The sequence below is a fragment of the Veillonella sp. genome (assembly GCF_018364065.1).
Classification (GTDB): domain Bacteria; phylum Bacillota; class Negativicutes; order Veillonellales; family Veillonellaceae; genus Veillonella_A.
The window spans coordinates 338,853-364,968 of the sequence record NZ_JAGZMO010000003.1 but is presented as its reverse complement, the minus strand read 5'-3'; the positions used below and the strand labels follow the sequence as shown (position 1 = coordinate 364,968).

20 protein-coding genes and 1 pseudogene are annotated in these 26,116 nt (G+C 43.8%); 3 read left to right on the top strand and 18 right to left on the bottom strand.

Translation table 11 applies throughout. The annotated features are described in order from the left end of the window. The 8 genes and pseudogenes from KHZ77_RS05020 to KHZ77_RS04985 form a co-directional block, all read right to left on the bottom strand. Nucleotides 1-246: pseudogene (locus tag KHZ77_RS05020) on the bottom strand (beta-methylgalactoside transporter); the annotation flags it as partial. A 13-nt stretch (nucleotides 247-259) separates the two neighbouring features. Further along, complete coding sequence (locus tag KHZ77_RS05015) at nucleotides 260-1,771, bottom strand: sugar ABC transporter ATP-binding protein (RefSeq protein ID WP_295196296.1); 1,512 nt, start codon at nucleotides 1,769-1,771, stop codon at nucleotides 260-262. 68 nt (nucleotides 1,772-1,839) lie between these two features. Further along, nucleotides 1,840-2,877: a galactose ABC transporter substrate-binding protein gene (locus KHZ77_RS05010; RefSeq protein ID WP_295196294.1), complete on the bottom strand. Its 1,038-nt coding sequence runs from the start codon at nucleotides 2,875-2,877 to the stop codon at nucleotides 1,840-1,842. Nucleotides 2,878-3,101: 224 nt separating this feature from the next. After that, nucleotides 3,102-4,292, bottom strand: a complete 1,191-nt coding sequence (locus KHZ77_RS05005) for an ROK family transcriptional regulator (RefSeq protein ID WP_295196292.1) — start codon at nucleotides 4,290-4,292, stop codon at nucleotides 3,102-3,104. Between the two features lie 16 nt (nucleotides 4,293-4,308). Then, the gene (locus KHZ77_RS05000; RefSeq protein WP_295196290.1) at nucleotides 4,309-5,526 is read right to left on the bottom strand and encodes a galactokinase; all 1,218 of its coding nucleotides are present in this window, start codon (nucleotides 5,524-5,526) and stop codon (nucleotides 4,309-4,311) included. After that, the gene (galT, locus tag KHZ77_RS04995; RefSeq protein ID WP_295196288.1) at nucleotides 5,516-6,514 is read right to left on the bottom strand and encodes a galactose-1-phosphate uridylyltransferase; all 999 of its coding nucleotides are present in this window, start codon (nucleotides 6,512-6,514) and stop codon (nucleotides 5,516-5,518) included. Before galT ends, KHZ77_RS05000 begins: the two co-directional genes overlap by 11 nt. A gap of 410 nt (nucleotides 6,515-6,924) precedes the next feature. Next, complete coding sequence (locus KHZ77_RS04990) at nucleotides 6,925-7,785, bottom strand: helix-turn-helix domain-containing protein (protein WP_295196286.1); 861 nt, start codon at nucleotides 7,783-7,785, stop codon at nucleotides 6,925-6,927. 443 nt (nucleotides 7,786-8,228) lie between these two features. Next, nucleotides 8,229-8,732: an NADAR family protein gene (locus tag KHZ77_RS04985; RefSeq protein ID WP_295196284.1), complete on the bottom strand. Its 504-nt coding sequence runs from the start codon at nucleotides 8,730-8,732 to the stop codon at nucleotides 8,229-8,231. A 596-nt stretch (nucleotides 8,733-9,328) separates the two neighbouring features. Between KHZ77_RS04985 and KHZ77_RS04980 the strand changes: the two genes are divergently transcribed. From KHZ77_RS04980 to KHZ77_RS04970, 3 genes are all read left to right on the top strand, one after another. Next, nucleotides 9,329-11,167: a carbon starvation protein A gene (locus tag KHZ77_RS04980; RefSeq protein WP_295196282.1), complete on the top strand. Its 1,839-nt coding sequence runs from the start codon at nucleotides 9,329-9,331 to the stop codon at nucleotides 11,165-11,167. Nucleotides 11,168-11,686: 519 nt separating this feature from the next. After that, nucleotides 11,687-12,997: a DUF3100 domain-containing protein gene (locus tag KHZ77_RS04975; RefSeq protein ID WP_295196281.1), complete on the top strand. Its 1,311-nt coding sequence runs from the start codon at nucleotides 11,687-11,689 to the stop codon at nucleotides 12,995-12,997. Nucleotides 12,998-13,057: 60 nt separating this feature from the next. Next, the gene (locus KHZ77_RS04970) at nucleotides 13,058-14,416 is read left to right on the top strand and encodes an amidohydrolase (RefSeq protein WP_295196279.1); all 1,359 of its coding nucleotides are present in this window, start codon (nucleotides 13,058-13,060) and stop codon (nucleotides 14,414-14,416) included. A gap of 142 nt (nucleotides 14,417-14,558) precedes the next feature. Here the strand turns inward: KHZ77_RS04970 and KHZ77_RS04965 are convergent, their stop codons facing one another. The 10 genes from KHZ77_RS04965 to KHZ77_RS04920 all read right to left on the bottom strand — a co-directional run bounded on the left by KHZ77_RS04965 (nucleotide 14,559) and on the right by KHZ77_RS04920 (nucleotide 26,094). After that, nucleotides 14,559-15,569 (bottom strand): hypothetical protein, encoded by a 1,011-nt coding sequence (locus tag KHZ77_RS04965; RefSeq protein WP_295196278.1) that lies wholly within the window; start codon nucleotides 15,567-15,569, stop codon nucleotides 14,559-14,561. 179 nt (nucleotides 15,570-15,748) lie between these two features. Next, the gene (locus tag KHZ77_RS04960) at nucleotides 15,749-17,383 is read right to left on the bottom strand and encodes an ABC transporter substrate-binding protein (RefSeq protein ID WP_295196276.1); all 1,635 of its coding nucleotides are present in this window, start codon (nucleotides 17,381-17,383) and stop codon (nucleotides 15,749-15,751) included. Nucleotides 17,384-18,080: 697 nt separating this feature from the next. Further along, entirely contained in the window at nucleotides 18,081-19,175 is a 1,095-nt protein-coding gene (locus KHZ77_RS04955) for a M20/M25/M40 family metallo-hydrolase (protein WP_295196274.1), read from the bottom strand. 97 nt (nucleotides 19,176-19,272) lie between these two features. Next, nucleotides 19,273-20,097, bottom strand: coding sequence for a M55 family metallopeptidase (locus KHZ77_RS04950; RefSeq protein WP_295196272.1), 825 nt, complete (start codon nucleotides 20,095-20,097; stop codon nucleotides 19,273-19,275). A gap of 280 nt (nucleotides 20,098-20,377) precedes the next feature. Beyond that, nucleotides 20,378-20,707 carry an ABC transporter ATP-binding protein gene (locus KHZ77_RS04945; RefSeq protein WP_295196270.1) on the bottom strand — a complete coding sequence of 110 codons (330 nt, stop codon included), beginning with the start codon at nucleotides 20,705-20,707 and terminating at the stop codon, nucleotides 20,378-20,380. Between the two features lie 38 nt (nucleotides 20,708-20,745). Next, on the bottom strand, nucleotides 20,746-21,366 hold the full coding sequence (locus KHZ77_RS04940; RefSeq protein ID WP_295196268.1) for a dipeptide/oligopeptide/nickel ABC transporter ATP-binding protein: 621 nt from the start codon (nucleotides 21,364-21,366) through the stop codon (nucleotides 20,746-20,748). After that, nucleotides 21,366-22,385: an ABC transporter ATP-binding protein gene (locus KHZ77_RS04935; RefSeq protein WP_295196266.1), complete on the bottom strand. Its 1,020-nt coding sequence runs from the start codon at nucleotides 22,383-22,385 to the stop codon at nucleotides 21,366-21,368. Before KHZ77_RS04935 ends, KHZ77_RS04940 begins: the two co-directional genes overlap by 1 nt. Before the next feature lie 12 nt (nucleotides 22,386-22,397). Further along, complete coding sequence (locus KHZ77_RS04930; protein ID WP_295196265.1) at nucleotides 22,398-23,306, bottom strand: ABC transporter permease subunit; 909 nt, start codon at nucleotides 23,304-23,306, stop codon at nucleotides 22,398-22,400. Between the two features lie 12 nt (nucleotides 23,307-23,318). Continuing rightward, nucleotides 23,319-24,239: an ABC transporter permease subunit gene (locus tag KHZ77_RS04925; protein ID WP_295196263.1), complete on the bottom strand. Its 921-nt coding sequence runs from the start codon at nucleotides 24,237-24,239 to the stop codon at nucleotides 23,319-23,321. A 220-nt stretch (nucleotides 24,240-24,459) separates the two neighbouring features. Next, nucleotides 24,460-26,094: an ABC transporter substrate-binding protein gene (locus KHZ77_RS04920; protein ID WP_295196261.1), complete on the bottom strand. Its 1,635-nt coding sequence runs from the start codon at nucleotides 26,092-26,094 to the stop codon at nucleotides 24,460-24,462. Nucleotides 26,095-26,116 lie beyond the last annotated feature (22 nt).

Sequence of the window (26,116 nt, the reverse complement as noted above, 5' to 3'; positions counted from 1 at the left end):
GGATGCGGATACAACCGCTGTTAAACCTACAACACGACCGGCTGACAAGTCACAGCCTGCGGTTATAAGGATCATAGCTGAGCCCAATGCAATGATTACACGAGGCGATGACTGAATTAAAATATCGCGAAAACTGGTTAGTGATAAAAAGTTAGAGTTATAGATTGAAATAGCGGCCACTAACACAACTAATACGATATAAATAGCATTTTGCGTCATTAATTGACTGATTCGACTTCTACTCATATCAAAATTCCTCCTAAACTAAACCTGCCGTAGCAAGTTCCATGATTTTTTCTTCCGTTGCCTCTTTGGCAGCAAGAATCCCTTCCATCAGGCCATTACTCATAACCATGATGCGATCACTCATGCCCAGGAGTTCTGACATTTCCGAAGAAATCATAATCACACTTTTCCCCTGTGTAGCCAAGCGGTTAATAATGGTGTAAATTTCATATTTAGCCCCCACATCGATACCGCGTGTAGGCTCATCTAAGAGAAGAATTTCAGGAGCTGTGTTCAACCAACGGGAGATAAGAACTTTCTGCTGGTTACCACCGGATAAGGATTGGATGCGGGTTTTCGTATCCGGCGTTTTAATGCGCAGTTTCGTAACCCCTTCTTCCGTATCAATTTCCCGGAGCTTGTCATTTAACAGCCCTGTTTTGCGGCGGTACTTCTTCATAGATGCCATCGTATTGTTATCTACAATATTGAGCATCGGGAAGATACCGGTCGCACGGCGTTCCTCTGTAAGCAGCGCGATATGGTGCTTCTTAGCATCACGAGGATTGCGGATTTTTACTTCCTTGCCGCCGATAAATATCTTGCCGGCCGCCAAATGTCTGAGGCCGAAGATAGCTTCAATAATTTCTGTACGCTGCGCCCCTACAAGTCCGCCTACGCCCAGAATTTCCCCTTTTCGAAGTGAGAACGACACGTCCTTGAAGGAATTTTCACGAACGGATGTAATGCCTTCCACTCGCAATACTTCCTCGCCCGGCGTATTCGTCTTCTCAGGGAACAGCTGCGTCATCTCACGTCCTACCATGCGTTTGATAATCAGGTCGGTCGTAAGTTCCGAAGCCGGCCAGGTGCCTATATAGTTACCGTCGCGCATAATAGTTACTTCATCAGATATGCGGAGGATTTCTTCCATTTTATGGGAGATGTAGATGATGGCTACACCCTTCTTCTTTAAGTTTTCAATAATTCTAAATAAGTGCTCTACTTCATCACTGGTAAGCGATGATGTCGGTTCGTCCATTACAATGATTCGCGAGTTGTGCGATACGGCTTTCGCGATTTCAATGCTCTGTAACTTTGATACTGATAATTGTCCGGCTAGTTCTTCCGGATCGATGTCTACGTCGATTTCCTTAAATAAGGCCAACGTATCTTCTTTCATTTTTTTATGGTCCACAAGTTGGATAGGGCCCAGCTTTTTCAAAGGAAAGCGACCTAACCAAAGATTTTCCATTACATTGCGTTGTAATACAGGATACAATTCCTGGTGGATCATAGAAATTCCCAAGTCTAATGCTTTACGAGAGTCTGTAATGTCTACAGGCTTTCCGTCCAGAATGATTTGTCCTTCTTCTTGCCTATAAATACCGAACAGGCATTTCATCAAGGTCGATTTTCCCGCCCCATTTTCGCCCATGAGCGCATGTACGTGGCCGGGACGGAGCTGCAGAGATACATCATTCAAAGCTTTTACACCTGGAAATGTTTTAGTTATGTGCTGCATCTCTAAAATATATTCGCTCATGTTGCCCTCCTACAAGTGAGTTGTACAGGAGGCTTCCCCGAAGCCCCCTATACACCATCTGCGACTAATTATTTATCGCCAAGAATCTTATCTGCATTGTCCTTAGTTACGATTTCGTAAGGTACCCAGATATATTGTTTGTCAACGATTTCAAATCCACCAATATTATCTTTCGTTGGAGTTTCGCCTTTAGCTAATACTAACATCAAGTTAAATACGGCATCCCCTTGTTTCTTGGAGTTGTTAAGAACTGTACCGAGTAATGTACCGTCTTTCAACGCCTGAACTGCTGGAGCTGTAGCGTCCACACCTACTACAGGCATGTATTTGCCGTCTTTGAAGTAGCCTGCTGCTTTAAGTGCTTCGATAGCGCCTAATGCCATGTCGTCATTGTTAGCGATTACGGCGTCAATTTTGTCACCGTAGCTGGCTAAGAATGCGGCCATTTTTTCCTGACCTTTTACGCGGTCCCACATAGCTGTATCCTGTGCCAATTCTTCAACTTGGATACCTTCTTTTTTGAGGGATTCAATTACGTATTTAGAACGAAGTTCTGCATCTTGATGGCCAGGTTCGCCTTTAATAAGTACATAGTGCAATACATTGTCTTTGCTGCGGTATGCTTCAGGATGTGCTTTGAAGTAATCAGCTAAGATTTTACCTTGCATTTCGCCGCTTTGTTCAGCTTTAGCACCTACATAGTAAACTTTATCCCATTTAGCCATATCTTCTTTTAATGGTTCGCGGTTCAAGAATACTACAGGAACATTAGCTGCTTTAGCTTTGTCGATGATAACGCCGGCTGCCGGACGGTCAACGATGTTAACACCGATTGCCTTGTACTTTTTGTTCAAGAACAAGTCAATTTTTTCGTTCTGTGTAGGTTGAGAGTTCTGGCTGTCTACGATGTCAACTTTTGCTTTATCTTTAGCGTCCGCTTCGATACGTGCACGAACACCGCTCATAAAGGTATCGTCAAATTTGTAGATGGCTACGCCCATTTGTGGCAAATCTCCACCACCGGAACTACTTGTACCACAGCCACTAAGTGCCAATGTGGCCACCGCTAAGGTAGCTAATAACGCTGCTTTCCATGACTTTTTCACGAGAAACTCCTCCTTTGAAAAGAAAATGTAGATCTATATAATCGCTGTACAACTAGCGAATCTACCTAAATAAACACTTCCAAACTAATACACTTCTTACTGCTTTTAATACACTTCTTACTGCTCTTAATACACTTCTTACTGCTTTAATACACTTCTTACTTGTTTCCGTTATCTGCTATGAGCGACGGCCCTATATCAGCCTGAAACTCCAGTTCTGATGCTTAACGCTCGGTGAGCCATACTTCTCTGGCCCGGCGCGTACTTACAATATCCACCATTCCAAGCAAGGTATAATAACTGCCGTTGCCGGAGTATACCAGATCTACGGCCTGCACGCGGCGCAAGTTGCTTTCCAACACACGGCGCAGAATCGGATCCATCGTACTTACTGCATTCCCCATAACACTGCTGATAACGATGCGCTGAGGATTGATGATATTGTACAAGTTAGCGAGTGTAACGCCTAAATACTTGCCTACGCGGTTTAATGCTTCCAGACACAAGGCGTCGCCTTCTACTGCGGCTTCGTAAATCGGTTCAACCCGGAATGCATTGGCTAAAATATCAGGGTTTGTAGCCACGCTGCTTTCGCGGCCCTTCTTAATTTCCGCCAATACATATTCGCGAATCGCCGTTTCGGATGCTACCGACTCAAGGCGGGTATAGGTTGGTTCGCCGCTCTGCTGATCTTCGCCCATGTCGATGACTGTATAACCTACTTCACCGGCACAGTCGTTAAAGCCGCGATATACGGTGCCCTTGTACACCAAGGATACGCCGAGGCCGTAACTGAACTTCAGTACCAACAGGTTGTCGATGTCTTTGCCGCTGCCGAAATAATATTCCCCATTAGCTAAACAACGCACATCGTTTTCCACATAAGTTGGTAAGTGGAAACGTTCTTCCAGAATATACTTAAATGGAATGTTGTTCCATTTTACATTTGGCGAATAAATGGAAATCCCTTTTTGCGAATCTACCGGACCGCGAAGAATGAGGCCGATAACTGCGATCGACCAGCGAATATCGCCGAGCACTTCTTCAATGCCGCGGTAAATCTGGTTCATAATTTCATCAATGGTAGAACCGATAATGGATGTTTCCACCTTATTTAAAATGATGCCGCCCGCCTGAACTACATACATTACAATCTTATGTGTTCGTACATGAACGATGAGCATCATTTCCTTCTGCTCGTTAAACTTTAACAGCATCGACGGCCGGCCCAGCGCACTGCGCTCCTGTCGGTCCTCGTAGATGAGCCCCTTTTGTGCCAATACGGTACAAATATTAGTTACTGTCGGCGGTGTTATCCCCGTATTGCGTGCAATAATCGCCTTTGATACGGAGCCGTGACGTCTAATATAATTCAAAATTATTTCATCATTGCTCATGACTTGTTTTGATTGCATGCTTTCACCTCCTGGTTTACATATGGTGCACGCCATCTCCCAAATCAGCTACATATAGATCTGGTGTTACTCCAATTTCAGACTTATATTCTTTGACTACATTTGCCATGAAGTCTTCCAATTGTGCTTTTTCTACAATAGCAATAGCACAGCCGCCGAACCCGGCACCGGTCATACGCGACGCCAGACAGCCTGCTTGTTTGCGAGCAATCCCCACAATCGTATCCAGCTCACGACCGCTCACTTCGTAGTCGTAGCGAAGTGATTCGTGTGATGCGGTAATAATATCTTTAATAGCTTCCATGTCATGAGTTCGCAACGCGTCCATAAAAGCTAAAACACGTAAGTTTTCCGTAATCGCATGTTTGGCACGGCGACGATTTACTTCATCTTCCACAAAGTCCAAATCATCTACGGAGCCCAGTGATAAAGCTTCTAACGGATGGTGTTTTCGAATATCTTCCAACGCTGCATCACATTCCGCTTTGCGCACATTGAATACGGAGTCAACTAAGCTGCGTTGATGATTCGTATTCATAATGATGAGCTGATAGTCGCCGAAATCAACCGGTACATGTTCGAAAACCATCTTCGTGCAGTCAAGGAATACGCCATGACCTTCTTTGCCGTGACTGATGGCAAATTGGTCCATAATGCCTACCTTAACGCCGATAAAGTCATATTCTACATCTTTCGCGATTTCCGCTACACGAGTGCGGTCAATCGGAATCTGCAACATATGCATTAACATATATACAGTTAAGTCTAAGATACAAGCTGAAGAGGATAAACCGGCCCCTTCCGGTAAATTCCCTTCGAAATACATTTCGAACGCCGGTACATCTTGACCTTTCCCACGGAAATAATCCATAACGCCGAGTGGATAGTTGGCCCAGTCATTTTCTTTCGTATAGGTAAAGCGTGTATCCGCCGTGTAAGGAAATTCCTTTGTCCCGGCCGCCTTATCTTCGCCTTTGCTTGCCATATTGGCAGAGTGAAGACGAATTGTCTGATCTTTACTTACTCGAATGGCACCCCAGGTTCCCAAGGTTAACGCTGCCGGGAATACATGGCCGCCATTGTAGTCCTGATGTTCCCCAATGATGTTGACGCGTCCCGGTGCGAAGAAACAGTGTATTGCTTCCCCATTGTCGCCAAATTGTTCTAAGAATCTGGCCTTCACCTGCGCCTCGTTCAACATCTCACCGGGCGCTACTAATACTTTACTGTCCATACACACTTTCCCCTTCTAACAACTTCTCTATAATCTTCCGCAACACCGGTGCTGTCTCTTCCACCGCACTCGTATTCGCTGCGGCCCAAGCACCCATTTCAGAGGAAGCATAGAACTTAATCTTGTTCGCCTCTCTGAATGGCGGATAAAACTCAATATGGAAATGATAATAATCTTTCGAGTCTTCATATTCCGGACTGTTCACAGGTCGTTGATGATATACCATCATATATGGGAACGGCATGTGGAACAGTTCATCGAACGCTGCGGTCAACACTTTCAGCAACCGTGCCAAATCGGCTCTTTCGTGAGCACTGCAATCGGATAGCATGCCCATGTGACGTTTAGGAACTACGAAAACGCCATATGGATAATCCGTAAAGAACGGAATGTATGCAACGAAGCTGTCATTTTCGAAAACGATACGGTCTTTCGCATGCAATTCTGCTTCCGTCATATGACATACCAGGCAGCGGCCATGTTCTTCATAATGTTTCTTAGAGTTCTCCAATTCCACCTGAATTTTTTGTGGTACAAAGGAGTATCCATAAAGCTGGCCATGTGGATGAGGCATAGTTACCCCAACGGCTTCGCCTTTATTTTCAAACGGGAATACGTATTTTATCTTTTCATCCTTGCTGAGTACGGTACAACGTTCAGCGATGAGATTCAACAATTCCACAATATGATGTACAGATAATTCATAGAATTTAGCTGTATGACGTGGGGAGTATAGTATTACTTCACACTTACCATAGTTCTCCGCACTTTTATAGAATCCTGTCGGATCTACATATGGTGTCTCAGGATACTGCGTCAAGGCAGGGAAATCATTGTCATAGCTGAAAACAGTAAAATCTTCTGGTACCTTTTTTCCTTCCCCCGGGCAGAATGGGCACCAATCTTTAGGCATGTTCGGACGAAACTTGCGGTTCGATGCAACCATCGTCCAAGTACCGAGCAAAGGATTCCATCTCAATTCTGACATACACTTAGCTCCTCACTTAAAAACTTCGTCTATTTAATAAACTACTTAAGAAAATATATTATAAATATATTTTTTCATACTTTAATAAAATTTTCAACTAAAACTTTACTTTCTACCATGCCGATTTAACATATCAAGAAACGGCGGTACTTTATCACGCTAAATCCCCATATAAAGGGCATTTTACAAAACAATTACAATCCCATAATTCATATAACGCATTCTCTTCATATACAAACGTAACCTGTCATTATTAGCCGGTTGTATTAAATCTATTTTTTTAAATATAAATCCTTCAACGCAAAAAGCCGGGATACATTGGATTAACTCCAATCTACCCCGGCTATGTCTTACAACCGATAGTATTCTATTGTGTCTTAGATCTGGCTAGTGACATGAGTCTGATTCTGTTATCTGATGACGTTAGTCTGGTTCTGCCAAACTTCACTTTCATCGCTGTCTACCAACGCATAGAGATACGCCCACACAATGCGGTTATAGCGTCTGAAGTCGGTAACAACGTCCGCTACTTTTGACTTGATGCCTACTTCATCGGCTACATTGGCGATAACGCGCAACAACTCAGCCGTACGACCATGGGCAATCTCCTTCACGCAGGACGTAATAACTTCCGTCAATCGTTCGTTTAACAATTCTTCAACTGATGCGCTTCCTTGTGCAGTATAACGTTCACGCAATTTGGAGCGAACCAGCATCGCTTCTTCCTTGCCGATGTGAAGGAATACGATGCTCATATCTTCATCGCCTAAACGTTCGCCAAAGAGACGGTTCATACCGGCCGCACTTACTAAGAATGTACCTTCACTGTCGCGGCATTCCAAGGCGTTAAATTTGCTGTCGCCCAATCCTTGACAGGCTTTAATAACGGCAGTTAACCCTACTTCCCAAAGTTTGGCGGCTTCCCTATCAGTAAATACTTCATTAATAACAGATTTAGGTGTGCCGTCATCTTTTACAGGCTGCTCAGCCAGATCAAACAATGTGTTTACCGGATGAGATTCAAAGTATGGCCGTTCGAACTCATAACGGGCACGCGCTACCATTTGCAACAGCACATCCGAAGGCTCTTCTGTATAGCGCCCTTCAAACGGACCGTTACCGTACCAATTAACAACTACATCATCAATTACAACCAACTGTAATGTAGCTTGAGCATCTAAGGTTCCTTTTTCAATCGCTTGGCGCACTTGATCGGCCAAAGCCATATATCCTTTTTTCATTGTTTCTGAATCACAGCGAAACTGCCGCATAGTCCACTTCCTTCCTTAATATATTTTATATCCCCTATAGAACTAAGAAGATAACAGTTGCCCTCCATAGAACCAAGAAAAATAGCTCTCAAAAAACATAGTTACTTTTCCCCATATATATATACATATATATAGTAGTAAAACATGGTTGTTATTTCTATGTATTATTTCGAAACGAATCACAAAATATAACTGCATACTTTGCCAACTATTTTCTTATGAGGTAAATAAAATATACCCAACTTTTAAACCATTCAACAGGAGCTTTCAAATTTACCCCGTTTTTTGAAATGGAGTTTACAAAAAGTTGTTATCTAATAAAATCATTTTTATTATACTTTTGCTATATAAACATACTACTATATAATAACACAAAATTCCTACGAGACTAGTAGAAAAATCAAAAAAATTCATCTAATTAATCAATAAATTCATCAAGCCGCTTATTTAAACTCACCTGCATCGGCGAGTTCTGCGCGAATTTTCATTATAATACGGCCCAAATGGTTCTGCCCTACACCATTTACAGTTCCCCAAAAATCATCGCCCCAATCATTGTCTTCCGCTATGGTACGTGTCCCCGTAGCCAACAATTTTTTCCGAAGCGTTTCATTGTTAGAAAACTTTTCACGTATCAGTATTTCCATAATACTCAACTTAACTTCGTCCCAGTCAGGGCGAAAGTTCTTTATAGAACGCCCCATGCGACGGGCCCACACAGGATTCTTTACTTTAATAAATCGTGCCCGTTCATCTCGATTAACCAACTTAGCCGCTTGAAATGCCGCCTCTACACAGCTGTAAATATCTCCCTCAAAATTTACAGCAGCCTTCGACATATTCGACAGGAATGCAAATGATCCTCTAAACCTTGTAATTTCATCAGGCAGTTCCTCTTGAGGAATATTCAGAATACTCTTACGACTCCGGCTCCAATCAGTTATCATACCTCACCTCACTAATTCACTACACTACATCCCCTTAACCATTGTTGCAATATTTTCATATACACTATAATTATATATCATTAATTTGAAAATTTGTACATGAATTTTCTCACAATATAATCTCAAGCCCCTCTATCTATTTTTAAATTTCTCTTTCAACATTTCTGTATATTTATATATGTAATATGAATTTTTTTAATTTTTTGCAATCAAATTTTATAAAAATTTCGCATAAGTCTATAGACTATTCCTTATATGATATATAAGTTTTTCATTTTCAATTCATTTTGAGAATACATAAACGCCCATATGACCTTATCTTGACTTTTAAGAATACTTGACATGATTTTTACTAAAATACAATTGACAGAATATTCAATAAGAGTACAATAATACGTAAGAAATGATTACACAGAACGAAAAAACTGTTAGAGGAAGCAGAGTTTTTGTTCACGGGAACATGTAATCATTTGGAAGTTTTCTTCCTTTTCTTTTTCCCGCACAGTGTACTAAGTAGACAAGATGATATTTTATGAAATTATTTACCATTTATCTACCGTCTACTTTCAGTACAATTTTAACTGGAGGTGTTTTCTGTGCAAATGAACGGTCTTTATTTGGTAATTGCCTCCGCCTGTATATTAATACTGGCGTACCGTTTCTATGGGGCATTTATTGCAGCCAAAGTTTTAACTCTTGACCAGTATCGCCCAACCCCTGCGGTTGTTCATGATGACGGTCATGACTATGTACCTACAAACAAATGGGTAACATTCGGTCATCACTTTGCGGCAATCGCCGGTGCCGGCCCACTCGTTGGTCCTGTTATCGCGGCTCAATTCGGTTACTTACCTGGTTTATTATGGATCTTAATCGGTTCCGTTCTTGCCGGTGCTGTACATGACATGGTAATTCTTTTCGCATCTGTTCGTTACGATGGTAAATCCATCGCCGATATTGCGAAAGAAGAAATCAGCAACCTTGCAAGTATCGGTGCTATGTTAGCTACTCTTTTCCTCTTGATCATTACCTTAGCAGGTATGGCCGTAGTAGTTGCTAACGCACTTCATGGTTCCGCTTGGGGCTTCTTCTCCGTAAGTATGACAATTCCTATCGCTATCTTCGTTGGTATCTACCTTCGTTGGTTGCGTCCTGGCAAAATTCAGGAAGCTACTGTTATCGGTGTTGCTTTAATCTTCGCCGCTATCATCTATGGTCCTGAAGTTGCTGCATCCTCTTACGCTAGCTGGTTCTTATACGACCTTCAACAGATCGAAATCATGTTGGCCGTATACGGCTTCTTCGCAGCAGCTTTACCAGTATGGTTGTTATTAGCTCCTCGTGACTACTTATCAACTTACTTAAAAATCGGTACTATCGGTGCACTTGCTTTAGGTATCATCATTGTAATGCCAGTAATTCAAATGCCGGCTGTTACACCTTTCATTCATGGCGGCGGTCCTGTTCTTAAAGGTTCCGTATTCCCATTCATCTTCATCACAATCGCTTGTGGTGCGTTATCCGGTTTCCATACTGTAATTGCTACCGGTACTACACCTAAGATGATTACAAACGAAAAAGAAATTCTTCCAATTGGTTACGGTGCTATGCTTACAGAAGCTTTCATCGCTATGATGGCTTTAATCGCAGCTACTGCACTTCATCCAGATGATTACTTTGCAATCAACTCTACTACTGAATCTTTCAAAGCTTTAGGCTTACAAGTTCATGAATTACCTGCATTATCCGCTATGGTTGGCGAAGACTTAATGCATCGTCCTGGTGGCGCTGTATCCTTGGCAGTAGGTATGGCTCATATCTTCTCCCGCTTACCAAACATGGCTCACTTAATGGGTTACTGGTATCACTTCTGTATCATGTTCGAAGCATTGTTCATCATGACATTGATCGACGCCGGTACTCGTGTAGGTCGTTACTTACTCCAAGAATTACTTGGCCGCTTCTACAAACCATTGGCAAATGTTAACTGGCAACCAGGCGTTTACGGTTGTGCATTCCTCATCTGCTTAATGTGGGGCTACCTCGTTCTTCAAGGTAACATTGGTATCATTTGGCCTCTATTCGGTGTATCCAACCAGTTACTTGGTACAATGACACTCGCTGTTGGTACTACAGTAATTATGCGTCTTGGTCACAAACGTTACGCTTGGGTAACCGCTGTTCCTTGCTTCTTCATGGCTATTATCGCGATTGCAGCTGACTTCGAAAACGTATTCTACAGCTACATTCCAGCCGGCAAGTGGACACTCGTTGCATTCAGTGCCGTTATGTTCCTCATGATTGTTATCGTATTGGTTGAAGCTATCCGCAGCTGGATCCGTCTTGCTAAAATGCCTGAAAGCTACAAGACTCAAGCTGAAATCGAAGCTGAAAGCCTTAAAAAATATGGACAGGCTAAAACTGTACAACAATAATCTAATCGGTTATTAACACTGCAACGTACCTATCTGCTCCCACTCCCGTAGTGATGCAGAAGGTAACAATACAAGATAGGTCCTAGAAATAGGGCCTATCTTATTTTTGTATAAGGCATATATATCGTATATCTTGAATTTATTTGTGCATTCAGAATGTATTTCTGTATTTTTCTTTTAATTTTTAAGTATCTTTGACAATCTTAAACAATTAAACATTAATCACTATTAACTGTATTTCAATTTTCAACTATATACGCTATGCTGTATGTAAATGTTTTATACGTCAGCGCTTTTACGGGTGATTTATTGCTGCACCATCTATGTCATCATATAACCCTTGCTATTTTCCATATAACTTAACTTAACTTACATTTCACAACATTGCAAGAAACCCATATAGTATGACATATAGTGCGATACCATATTGTTTAAATGTATCTCCCCTATGAGTTCTGAGCGTCTAAAACAGTATACATAAATATAAAAGCTTTTTTGTATGTAGGAGGGTATTTTAAGATGGGTTTACTCAAAAACTGGAAGATTCACCTGCTTTGCTTATTGATCACGTTGCTGGCAGAAGGTATCGGTATCCAAAAATTCGGGATTATTGTATTTTTACCACTACTCTATTCGTTAGTTATCGGGCTTATCGTCTCCATTCCTAAGCTCCATATCTTAACGGAAGAGCAAATGGAAGCATCTACCGACTATCTGAATATTTCAATCATGCTTTTAATGACTAAAATCGGCTTAGGCATCGGACCTAACCTTGATATTATCACCAACTCCGGTTGGGCATTAATTCTTCAGGAACTTGGTCACTTATTAGGGACAATCATCTGTGGTCTTCCTATCGCTTTACTGGTAGGTATGCGTCGTGAAGCTATCGGTGCGTGCTACTCTATCGACCGTGAAGCGAACGTGGCGATCATCATCGACCGCTATGGATTCCACTCCCCTGAAGGCCGTGGCGTTATGGGCATGTATATTTGCGGTACCTTATTCGGTGCTATGTGGATCTCCATCGTTGCCGGTGTATTCTCCCAATTAGACTGGTTCCATCCATTAGCTTTAGCTATGGGTGCCGGTATCGGTAGTGCCAGTATGATGGCCGCCGCTACAGGTTCCATCGTGGCTGTTCATCCTGAATTCGAAAAAGAAATCATGACTATCGCCGGCGCTGCTAACTTGTTAACAAGTGTTGTTGGCGTTTACTTCAGTCTCTTCATTTCTTTACCACTTATGGAACGCTTATACACATGGTGTGCTAAAAAATTTCGTCACACCTCTCACGAAATGGGCGGTGCCGCTTCTGCAGCTATCGATGCTGAAAAAGCAGCGCAGGCTAAAGCAGCTGCAGTGCCACTTACTATGCAGCAAAAAGTTATTAAGTTCTTTGTTATCGCATTGATCGCCGCTATTATCACAGCAATAGGTAATATTTTAGATGGCAAACACCTCTTCTCCGACAGCCTCCAAGGTTGCTTAATCTTAGCCGGTATCGCTTTCATCGGTGCCGTTGTTTCCTACCTGCCGGGCTTCAAAAAGTTACCAATGGTATTCTGGGTTTCCTTCTTGGGCGTAATCTTCTCCATTCCGGGCTTCCCTGGTGCCGAATGGTTCACTAAAGAAACTGCCGCAGTCTCCTTCTTGGCAACGACTACACCTGTATTGGCTTATGCCGGTTTATCCTTAGGTAAAGACTTGGAAGCCTTCAAACGTCTATCCTGGCGTATCGTTCCTGTAGCCTTAGCTGTTGCTACCGGTACATTTATCTGTGCAACGATTGTAGCTCAGGTCGTATTACATTGGGAAGGTATGTTATAATACATTCATGTATCGTGATACAATACATTCGTTTATTATTTTGAGAAGGTGTTTTATCTAATGAGTCAAGAACAAACAACAACAGCACAGCATCATGAAGGTCTTACCAAAGCGCAGGTAAAAGAACAGGTATGCAAAGCCATTGCGGACAATATGCCGCGCCTTATGGAAATTGCGGAACGCATTATGGCGCATCCTGAACTGGGCTATAAGGAAAAGAAAACGTCCGCTGTGGTGCAAGAATTATTTACAGAAATGGGCATTCCTTTCACAACCGGCCACGCTTTAACCGGCGTTAAAGGTCGTTTAAAAGGTAAAAGCAGCCGCCGTACAGTAGCCATGATTGGTGAGCTGGACGCCGTTCTCTGCCCTACACATCCACGTGCAGACGAATTGACCGGTGCCGCTCACTGCTGTGGCCACAATGTGCAGATTGCCAACCTTATGGCCGTAGCATTGGGCCTTCAGGCTCCGGGCGTTATGGAAGCCCTCGACGGCGACGTAGTTCTCTTCGCCGTACCTGCGGAAGAATATGTAGAAATCGACTATCGCAATAAACTTCGTGAAGAAGGCAAAATTCACTACTTAGGCGGCAAACAGCAACTCATTTACGAAGGTGCTTTTGACGATATCGACATGGCTATGCAAATGCACGTAAATCCCGCTTCCACTCCGGAAGGTGAAATGGGCTTAGGCTCTACATCCAACGGCTTCATCGGCAAGCTCATTACATACCGCGGTAAAGCAGCTCACGCAGCGGGCGCACCTCATGAAGGTGTCAATGCATTACAGGCCTGCATGATGGGCGTTATGGGCGTTAATGCCATTCGCGACACATTTAAAGAAAGCGACTACTTCCGCTTCCATCCGATCATCAATAATGGCGGCAGCCTTGTAAACGTAGTGCCTGATTACGTAACGATGGAAAGCTATGTACGCACCGCCACTGTAGACAGCATGGTAAAGGGCAACTTCAAAGTAAATCGCGCCCTTAAAGCCGGTGCCGATGCATTGGGTGCTACTTGCGAAATCAAAGACTTACCGGGCTATTTGCCAATGCGCAATGATGCAATAATGAATGATTTCTTAAAAGAAAACTCCATTCCACTCTTCGGCGAAGACCATGTAATGATGGGCGAACACATTACAGCCAGCACCGACATGGGCGACGTGGCGCATCTGATTCCGGTAATCCATCCTTGGGTTGGCTGCATCAAAGGCGTGCTTCATGGTGCTGACTACGAAATCGTCAACAAAGACGTAGCGTATACTAAAACAGCACAAGCCTTGGCCATGACAATCGTCGACCTTCTCTACGGCGACGGCGAAGGTGCTGAAAAAGTAAAAGCCCAGTACAAACCGGTATTCACCAAAGACGAATACATTAAATTTATGGATAGCATTGCGGAAGGTAAATAAGAGCTGACTCTAATGAATGAACGCTAATCCGCGTTCGAAGACAGTGCTCGCCATCGTAATGTACATAAAGAGCCATAAAGTTTCTTGAAAAAAATCCCGTTACTAAAGTTTTTTCTTTAGTAACGGGATTTTTTAAGCATCACTAGCAAACTCGTGATTCATACGATTTTTTCCACGTGATTTCATACACATCCATGTGTACCTGTTGTTTTTTCACACGCAGGTCGATGTGAAGTCTTCGTCCATCGACGAGAACCACGTTGGCAGTGTAATTTTCGCCATATAAAAAGACGTAAATCATATCAGGAGGAATGGCCCATCCGGGCTGTTCTTCCATTTTATATTTATAGCCTCGCTCGTTTAGGTAGTCCTTTACAAGGTTCTTTAAGGCAATCGCCACGGAGCCACGGCGATTAACCAGGCAGCGATTGAGTGACTCCAAAGCTACGCTCAATTCAATCTTCTGCTGTGTTTTCGCATCAAACTCTCTGTCCAGTACTTCCAGCCGTTTAAACACGGCTAAATACAATCGACCGGCCCGATCGTCCTGATGACATTCTACAAAATACTCTTCATCGCTACTACGATAGTAAATATCGTGTGTAAAGTCTCGGTTGAAAAATTCCATCTCCATATTGAGTGATGATTCACAGCCCACAATGCGCTGTGCCAAGTTTTGGAATACTGCCGGCATTCGGTCTCCGGACATGGCCAGTCGCCGAATTGTATGTCCTTCGGAAAACGCCAAGTTGCGTTTTTCCACGAACGTTTTCTTAAGAGACATTACTAAATCGTCAAGCACATCCTGACGTATGGCTTCCAATCGTTCCTGACGATTTTCTCCGGAGCAGGCACAGCAAAGAAAGGCCAATTCGTGAATGTCCTTACCGCCCAGTTGTGACGCCATGGAGTTTAACGGGCCTTCACCGGATCTGTTATAGAGCAGCACCAGTTTTTTATCAGTCCCTTTAATGGTCGCCAGTTCTTTAATCCCCAACAAGCCTGGATCAATGTAGTGCTGCACGTAAGTCCCGATTTCATCAGGATAGTACTCTTCCACCCGCTCCACAATAATATTGTCGTTCACGCCGAGCTTTATAATATAATATACAGTTTTTTTATTTTCAAATAAGCCCCACTGATTTCGTATCATATGCTCGCCCCATTTATAACGCGGCAGCCGACGGCCACCGTAACTACTATGTATTGATTCTATTTTAACTTGTCTGCGCCGTTCTTTTCAATCCTCTCGCAAACAGTGTACAAAAAAAGCCGTTCGTCGGTTAAAACGAACGGCCTTTATCATCTGATTATGCCTCGGTTTTCAGCCTCTTATTCCGCCATTCTGGCTTTTGAAATGTTGATGCTGTTGTCCGGATACATGCGTACACCGGAAATTTTATTCGATGTAGCCCATGTAGTGAAATCATTTACCATCGGAACCATTGGCAAGTCTTTCCAAGCAAGATCCTGTGCTTTTGCATACGCAGCAGCGCGGGCATTAGTATCGGAGGTTGTTAAACCGGCCTGAAGTAATGCATCCATTTCAGGATTTTGATAGAAGGACATGTTGTAGCTTCTTGGTGGTGTAGATTCAGACGCTAAGATTGGACGCATGCCCCAATCCGCATCACCGGTCGATGGAGACCAGGAACCCATGTAAATGTCGTATTCCGCATCTTTACCTTCACCTTTGAAACCCTGAGCCTTCTGGTTTACAATGGCACTTTCCATGCCGTTAATTTCTACATCAATGCCTACGGCAGCCAACTGCTGTTTGTAGAACTCGGACTGTTTCTGGTTAGCACTTGTATTGTACATTAACAATTTAAGTTTCAAACCGTTGCCATAGCCGGCTTCTTTCAATAATGCCTTGGCTTTTTCCACATCATATGGAATCGGATCGTTTGCTTTGTAGTACTGAACATTCGGACCGATTACAGATGTTGCCACGGATGCTAAACCGTTACGTACAACATTAACGTAAGCATTTTTATCGATAGCTAATGCGATAGCCTGACGTACACGCGGATCGCTGAGAGCCGGTTTCTGTGTATTCATCATCAAGTAACGAACACTGATGCTCTGTGCTTTATCTACATGAAGGTTGCTATCCTGTTCCAACGCACTGTAGCTTTCACTTGGTACGTCGAAAATCATCTGTGCATCACCGGATTGAAGCATTGCTACACGGCTGGAGTTTTCGCCTACCGGTTTAAAGGTAATCGTTTTAAAACCTGCATCAGGTGCTACCAACGCTTCGCCGCCGGCAACATCCTTATTATAACCCCACCAGTTCTTATTCAATGCCAATGTTACATGGTCGCCCGGTACCCATTCCACAAATGTGTATTGGCCTGTACCAACCGGATGTTTAGCTGTCGCATCAAGCCCTGCCGCAATCTGCTTAGGACTCATCATAACCATAGCAGGATGTGCCATGTTATTTACGAAAGCGCCAAATGGTTTATTCAAAGTAAATTTGATGGTGTAGTCATCAATCTTTTCAACTTTTTCAATAATGCCGGACACGAAGGAAGTTCGTTTTAAGCCTAAGCTTTTGTCCATCCATTTATTTACGTTTGCAATGGCTGCGTCAGCATTCCAGTCAGTGCCGTCGGAGAATTTAACACCTTTACGCAAAGTAAATGTGAACTCCGTAGCTTCCGGATTAGCGGTGTAACCTGTTGCCAACATGGGCTTCAATTTCATATCGTCATCAAAGCCATATAAACCGTCCATTACGAGACGTTGGATGCCGCCGGACAAGTTGTCACTCGTATCCATAGGGTCCATTGTTGTAATATCTACAGCCACAGCTGCCACTACATCTTTTTGTTGCGATACAGACTTGCCTTCCGGAATGTCCACAACGCCGGACGTACCGGTATTGCTGCCACAACCCGCCAGTGCAAGCATCGCCGCCATCGCCAGGCCGATAAGACCTGAAAGCTTTAATTTTTTCATACCTCTCTCCTTTTTCTGAAAAATGCGTTCTTGAAAATATTTTCTAAAAAAATAATATTCCCTTGAAAAAATGCTTTTCTGAAAAAATGTTCTTAAAACATCGAATCACAGTCTACTGCTATAGAGTATAAAGCCTCTTGTTGCACCGTATAAAGCGCTTATTACAGAATATAAAGCCCTTGTTATACAGTATTAAGTCTTATTCCAAAATATAAAAACTTTATCATGGCTTATACCGATGCGAACTTTAATCCTACTAAATCAATAGAATTTGATTCCTTTATAAATTACCACATAACCTTCACAATTACAAGTTCTTTTCATAAAGATTTAGAACTTAATTTCATGACGTTTACGCGTATCACTATATATATTATTATACGCTCTTTCCGCAGGACTTCCTATAGAGTAAATAGATTTTTTTCTATTTATCGATACATAGCTTACGATATATGCCATAAGCTGGTTGGTTAAGAACTACTTCTTTGCCGCATCTACTCTTTCATATAAAAAGACGTTCAATTCATTGAGCTTATATTATAAAACTCACTGATGAATTGAACGTCTTTATATACAATTGAAAGCATTTAACCCTTTGTACCTTTAATCATGTAAGCATTCAGGCCTTTCTGCTTTTCTGCTTTTCTGCGATTCTGCACTTCTACGTTTATATCTTTTCGTTTATATCTTTTCGTTTTTATCCCAATACATCCTGGCGCATGATGTGACGGATGGTGTCCGGCGTTAAGCGTTTAATAACTGCCGCCGCCAGGTCGGAGGCCGCTTCCAAATCACTGAGAGCGCAGAAGTTATAATGGGAATGAACGTAACGGGATGGAACGCCGATTACGAGACAAGGTACGGCCTTGCCGGTCAAGCTGATAACACCCGCATTGGTGCTGCCGCCACGGCGTACTGTTTCCTGGAACGGAATATTTAATTCTTTAGCAATTTTTTCGGCCACTTCAATAAATGCCACATTGGAAATATAGCTCTTATCGCATAAGCGGATTTGAGCGCCGCTCTTCATTCGGCCCTGTGCCTGTGTAACGCCAATGAAGAAATCATCGGACGGAGATCCTTCAAAGACAATGGCCAAATCCGGTTTTACAACCTGAGCGGTTACCGTAGCACCGCGCATGCCCACTTCTTCTTGAGACGCGAAGGCCCCGACAACAGTTACCGGAGCCGCTTCTACGCCGTCTGCAAACACTTTATCCATTGTATCAATGATGCACGCACAACCTGCACGATTATCGAAGGCCTTGCCGAAGCAAACGCCGGTCGCTTCGTTATAATCAAATGTCACATCAGGCACCATCGGATCGCCTAAGGAAATGCCTAATACCTGTTCCGTTTCTTCACGAGAGGTAGTTCCCACATCCACTTTCAACGTTTCAATGGCAATCTTCTGCGAAGCCCGTTCTTCTTCAGTCATAAAATGCACCGGCTTAGCTGCAATAATGCCGCGATGAACCTGTCCGGAGCGGGTGCGCACCAGCACAGTGTGAGCCGGCAAATTAGTCGGATGGAAACCTCCCAAGGTAATGACAGATAAGGTACCGTCATCATTGATAGCCTGCACCATGAAGCCACATTCGTCCAAATGAGCATCTAACTGTACGATTACACCATGACCTTCATTGCCGGGTTTTCTAATGTACGTATTAAACATGGCGTCATGCGCGATAGCATAGCTTTTGCTGTGCTTTGCTACCACCTTCACCACGTCTTCTTCAAAACCGCTGGGGCCAAAAGCATTGCTTAATTCACGAATCAATTCTACGTTCATAACAATCTCCTTACTCTCTCATATTCATCTGCTTAATTGCACATATGTATCTGCTTAATTCCTCATATTTATGTCTTTTCAAAGCCGAAAATCTTGCTTAATATACCACAAAACTATGGGCCGTCACGATGTCTAGCCACGAATTGCTGATGAGGCGAATGGTAAAATCATTTACCTGTTCCATCCGTGGGTAAAACGACATTTTATAGGCCTGGTGCCAGTCCTTAAAAGTCACTTCATAAATAAACTCATTGGGCAACGTAACGCTGCGGTTAAGCGGTTTCTTGCTCTTTTGTGCATCGTCCCATCGCTTCAATGCTTCGCCTATGCCGCTACGAATACCATCCATTACCGTGTCCACAGATTTACAGAAGGTAGCGCCGCCTACGCCGTCCTTCGTCACGTTGGTCACCACATGAGGCACCAGCTTTTCCGCCTGTTTACAAATGGCCGCATCACCGGAGATAAATAGAGGCACCACGCCCATGGAAAGAGCTGTGTACGTATTTAACATATATTCACTCATCGCTTTTCCGTTAAGCCGAATATACAGGCTGTTTCCCGTTGACGTATGACTGCCGTTAAAATGCACGTCACCGGCGCCAGCATGGTAACCGATATAAGCCACGCCGTCAAAAGTGCTGTCCAAACCATACATCATATTGTACGGATGACCGCTCTTCCCCCGAATCAACGTTACATAGCCGGGCAAAGCCAACGGATCAATATTATTGGCCGCCCCGTGACCGTCTTTTACCACAATCTCCGTAGCACCGTGCGCATGCGCCGCCTCACAGGCCGCCAACACTTCCCGCGTCATCTGCTGACGCATATATTCATAGGAAGGCTCCCCTACATGACCCTCCTCGCGAAACGCCCAGCCTGCGCAACCTTCAATATCAGCACTGATAAATAATTTCATACACATCACCCCTAAACGAGCGAAATAACATAAATACAACTGGTGAAATCACTTAAGTAGCTGTAAGCATAAGCACCGCAATGCAATAAGTAAAATCACCGCAACAACAAGCGAAATAACTGCAAATAACAGAGTAGCCCTTGAGACTTTCTCAAGGGCTTATCTAAGTCCTGTACATATTCAATTATGGACAGACAGTTAATTATTTTTTAATTACGCTTTGACTTCTATTCGATCATTGTTAATCGTTCTTTGACTAATTCTTTGATTAATCCTTTGATTATTCTTTAATTTTATCGTCATATAAATGACAATATACATAATGATCTTTAGTCGGTTCGTACCGTTGAGGTACTTCGGTTTCACAAATCGGCATCCGTTTTGGACAGCGCGTATGGAATTTACAGCCGCTCGGCGGATTAGTTGCCGACGGAATGGAACCTTCCAAAATAACGCGTTCCCGACGCACTTTCGGGTCTGCAATCGGTACAGCCGATAAGAGCGCCTGCGTGTACGGATGAAGCGGATTGGCGTAAATCTTTTTCTTATCCCCCGCTTCTACGAAGTTGCCCAAATACATAACGCCGATACGGTCACTAATATGTTCCACTACGCTCAAGTCATGGGCGATAAAAATATAGGTAAGATTTAAGTCTTTTTCAGCTTGTTCATCAAGTTCAGTACTTGCGCCTGAATGGATACGTCCAGCGCTGATACCGGTTCGTCCGCAATGATCAGCTTCGGTTCTACCGCCAGTGCACGGGCGATGCCGATACGCTGACGCTGACCGCCGGAGAATTCATGAGGATAACGGTTCGCATGGTACGCGTCGAGACCAACGCGACGGAGCAAGTCTACAACCTTATCTTCCAATTCTTTATCGTTTTTCGCCAAGTTGTGAATCCGAATCGGTTCCGCAATAATGTCGAATACACTCATGCGTGGATTCAAGGATGCATAAGGATCCTGGAAAATCATCTGAATGGATTTGCGCACAGGACGCATTTCCTTGCGAGTGAATTTTGAAATATCCTGGCCGTCCAATTCAACACGGCCGTCAGTAATATCTTCCAATCGGCAAAGCGCTTTACCTAATGTAGACTTACCACAGCCCGATTCACCTACGATACCGAACACTTCATTTTTACGAATTTCAAAGGTAACGCCGTCAACCGCTTTTACGAAACCGCCCTTACCAAAGAGAGTGTCACTGCTTGTAGGATAATATACTTTTAAATCATGCACTTCTAAAATATTTTCTTTTTCCATCAAGCCTCACCTCCTTGTTGTGCGTCTCTTTCAGCCACGGCCTGCGGATCATGGAGCCAGCAGCGGCTTACATGGCCTTTGCCCACTTCAAAAAATCCCGGTTCTTCTTCAAAACAACGGCCGAACGCTTTCGAGCAGCGCGGTGCAAATTTACAACCTTTCGGCATATTGCGAGGGTTTGGCACATTGCCCGGAATTACAGTTAACGCATCCACTTCTTCGCCTAACTTAGGAATGGAGGACAACAGCCCCTGCGTATATGGATGGGCCGTATTGCCAAACAAAGAATATACATCCGCTTTTTCTACGACACGGCCGCAGTACATAACGGCTACATAGTCGCAAATTTCAGCCACTACGCCCAAGTCATGAGTAATAAACAATGTAGACGTACCGATTTGTTCTTTTAAACGATTCATCAAGTCGAGAATCTGCGCCTGAATCGTAACGTCCAGCGCTGTAGTCGGTTCGTCCGCAATGAGCACTTCCGGTTCTGTAATCAGTGCCATGGCAATCATAACACGCTGACGCTGACCGCCGGACAACTGGAACGGATATTCCTTCATCATTTTTTCGACGCGAGGAATCCCTGTGAGCTCCAGCATATTTTTCGCTTTTTCATAAGCCTCGGACTTCGGCATATCTTTGTGGGCATTAATACATTCCAACAACTGATCGCCAATGGTCATTACGGGGTTCAAGCTGGTCATAGGTTCCTGGAAAATCATGGAAATGCGGCCGCCGCGAAGATCTCGTTTTTTCTCTTCTGAAATATGAAGCACATCATCTCCATCGAGAAGGATTTCGCCGTCCACAACCTTGCCCTTCGTGCCCATGAGAAGACTCATGATGGAAAGGGCGGTTACGCTTTTGCCACTCCCCGATTCACCTACAATGCCGAGCGTCGTCCCTTCCTGAAGCTCCAAGGACACGTCATCTACTGCCTTAACCACTACATCGTCAGTATAGAAGTTAGTATGCAGATGTTTTACTTCTAAAATCATTTTCTTTTCACTCATTCTGCATCCCTCCTATTCTGTCATCTTAGGGTCAAGCGCATCGCGCAAACCGTCGCCCAATGTATTAAAGCTGAGCACTGTAAAGAAGATGGCCAGGCCCGGGAATATAGTCGTGTACATATTCGTCGCAATATACTGACGGCCGTTAGACAAGAGCAAGCCCCATTCCGGAGTTGGCGGTTGCGCCCCCATGCCGAGGAAGCTCAAGCTGGACGCTGTCAAAATAGATGTACCGATGGACATAGTATATTGAACGATAATATCAGGAATTGCACCCGGTAAAATGTGTTTGAATAGAATACGCGCATCCGACGCTCCTAAGTTGATGGCCGCTTTTACGAAAACGGACTCTTTAATCGCCATAGTCCGACTGCGCACGATACGCGCGAAGGTTGGCGTGGAGAATACGGCAACGGCGATAACTACGTTGTAAAGGCCGCTCCCTAAGATTGCCACGATGGCGATAGCCAAGATAATACCAGGGAAGGCGAACAATGTATCGCAAATACGCATGATAACGCCGTCAATCCAGCCGCGATAGTAACCGCTCACCAAGCCGAGAACTGTACCTGTAACGGCACCGATAGTAACGGCAGATAAGCCTACGGCCAAGGAAATCGGCGTACCTAAAATGATACGGGAGAACAAGTCACGGCCGAATTCATCGGTACCGAAGAAATGCTTCGCACTCGGCCCCTGAAGAATGGCACTGTAGTCGAATTCATTCACATCGTAAGGCACAATGGCCGGTCCGATGAAGGCAATAACAACTAAGAACAAGATAAAGCACAACGCAATAACAGAGTTGCGCTGTTTTAAAAATCGCTGCGTCATTACTTTCACAGGACTTTTAATTTCATCATGGATCGCTAAATCCATCCCCGGGTCCCCCGGTTGAACTGTTTGTAGTTTTTCGCTCATTAGGAACCCTCCTTAGGATAATTTAATTTCAGGATTTAACGCAGCATATAACATATCCACCAATGTATTGATAACAATAAATTGAGCGGAGAAAATCAAGATTAATGACTGAATCGCCGGATAATCGCGGAAGTTTACAGACTGAATCAACAGCGAACCTAAGCCCGGAAATGCGAAAACCGCTTCCACAACAACGGCGCCGCCCAGCAAGAAACCGAACTGCAAACCGACTACGGTTACAACGGATAACATGGAGTTTCTGAACGCATGCTTCCATACAACTACATTTTCACTAAGACCTTTCGCACGGGCTGTACGAATGTAGTCTTCTTTCAACGTCTCCACGATTGAGGAACGGGTAAAACGGGCAATGATGGCCGCAATACTGGTGCCCAACGTGATAGCCGGTAAAATGTAGCTTTGGAAGCCCGATGCCCCCGTGGTCGGAAGCCACCGCAATTTAACGCCGAACAGTAAAATGAGTAGGAACCCCATCCAGAACGATGGCATGGAAATCCCTGATACGGCCGTGGCCATACCGGTGTAGTCCTGCCATTTGCCGCGGTTACGACCGGACCAAACACCGAGCAACACGCCGGCTACTGTGCCCCAACCGAGACTCAAGAATGTAAGTTTTAATGTATTGCCGTAACGGTAACCAACTTCCTCCGTTACAGGGCGTTTTGTACGAAGAGACGTACCCAAATCACCTTGCATTACGCCGGTAATATATTTTAAATATTGTGAAGTAACAGGTTCATCAAGCCCTAACTGTGCACGTACTGCCAACACATCTTCCTCAGTGGCCTGTTCCCCGGCTACAAGACGCGCCGGATCACCCGGTATTAATCGTACGAAGAAAAATACACAGGTCGTTACCAAAAATAAGGTCAGTATCATGCCTATCAGACGGCGTGACGTATACTTAAGCATAAAGACCTTCTCCTTTCCAAAAAACACCGGGCCCCCTCGGGCACCCTCTCTCTTAAACGATGAGACCACCAGACTGACTGGTGGCCCCACTCTATTTATATTTTACCAAACTATAATCATCCATTCTAGATGATTATTCATCCATCCTAGAAAGATTATGCATATTTCCTAGAAGGATTATTCATCCGTGCTGAAAAGCGAGTCATCTGCGATAGAATAACTATTCAGCCATACGGGCTTTCGACAAGTTAATTCCGTTATCAGGGAATAAACGAACGCCGGTAATCTTATTGTTAGTAGCCCATGTAGCCGGTTCATTTGCTACAGCAACCATAGGGATGTCTTTCCAGAACAAGTCTTGCGCTTTTGCGTAAGCTTCTTTACGTTTTGCTTCATCGGCAGTTGTTAACGCTGCATTAATGTAGCCGTCCATTTCAGGGTTCTGATAGTAAGACAAGTTATATCCTAATGGTGGAATCATTTCGGATGCCAACATTGGACGAATACCCCAGTCTGCATCACCGGTGGATGGTGACCAACCTGCGATGTATAAATCATATTCAGCATCTTTACCTTCGCCGCGGAATCCCTGTACCTTCTGGTTTACGATAGCACTTTCCATGGAAACGATTTCTACGTTAATACCTGCTGCAGCCAATTGCTGTTTGTAGAATTCAGCCTGTTTCTGAGAAGAAGTAGTATTAAAAATTAACAATTTAAGAGTTAAGCCATTTTCATAGCCCGCTTCTTTCAATAATGCTTTTGCTTTAGCTACATCGTAAGGTAATGGTTCATTGCCTTTGTAGAACTGTACATCCGGACCGATGATAGAAGTGGCCACGGAACCTAAACCATTGCGTACTACGTTAACGAATGCCTGTTTGTCAATTGCCATGCTGATAGCCTGACGAACGCGAATATCGCTAAGGGCAGGTTTTTGTGTATTAAGGAATAAGTAACGAACGATAATACTGTTGATTTGAGTTGCCTTAATGTTAGGCTCTTTAGATAACATATCGAAACTTTCAGTCGGTACGTCGAATACCATCTGAGCATCGCCGGATTGAAGCATAGCTACACGGCTGGCACTTTCGATAACAGGTTTGAAAGTAATGGATTTGAAGCCTGCGTCAGGAGCTACAATAGTTTCTCCGCCGGACGCTTCTTTGTTATAACCCCACCAATCTTTATTCAAAGCGATGGTAACATGGTCGCCAGGTACCCATTCAACAAATTTGTATTGGCCGGTACCTACAGGTTGTTTTGCTGTTACATCAACGCCTTGTGCTAATTGTTTAGGACTCATCATAACCATAGCGGGATGGGCCATGTTATTTACGAAGGCACCAAACGGTTTGTTCAACACGAATTTAATGGTGTAGTCGTCGATTTTTTCTACATGGTTAATAATGCCGGACACGAAGTTAGTACGTTTTAAGCCTAATGTTTTATCGGTCCATTTGTTTACGTTAGCAATCGCCGCATCAGCGTTCCAGTCAGTGCCGTCTGTAAATTTTACACCTTTACGCAAAGTAAATGTAAATTCAGTAGCATCAGCATTTGCTGTGTAACCTGTAGCTAACATAGGTTTTAATTTCATATCATCAGTAAAGCTGTACAAGCCGTCCATCATCATACGTTGAATACCGCCGGATAATGTATCGCTTGTATCCATTGGATCCAATGTTGTAATATCAACCGGAATGGCCGCCACCACATCTTTAGTCTGCGATATGGATTTACCTTCCGGAATTGAAACTTCTGCTGAGTTGGAATCACTGCCACCACATCCTGCAAAGAAAATCGATGCGGCCAACACAAGGCTGCACAAGCTCATCCATTTAAACTTTCTCATACCTTCCCTCCATCCTTTCACC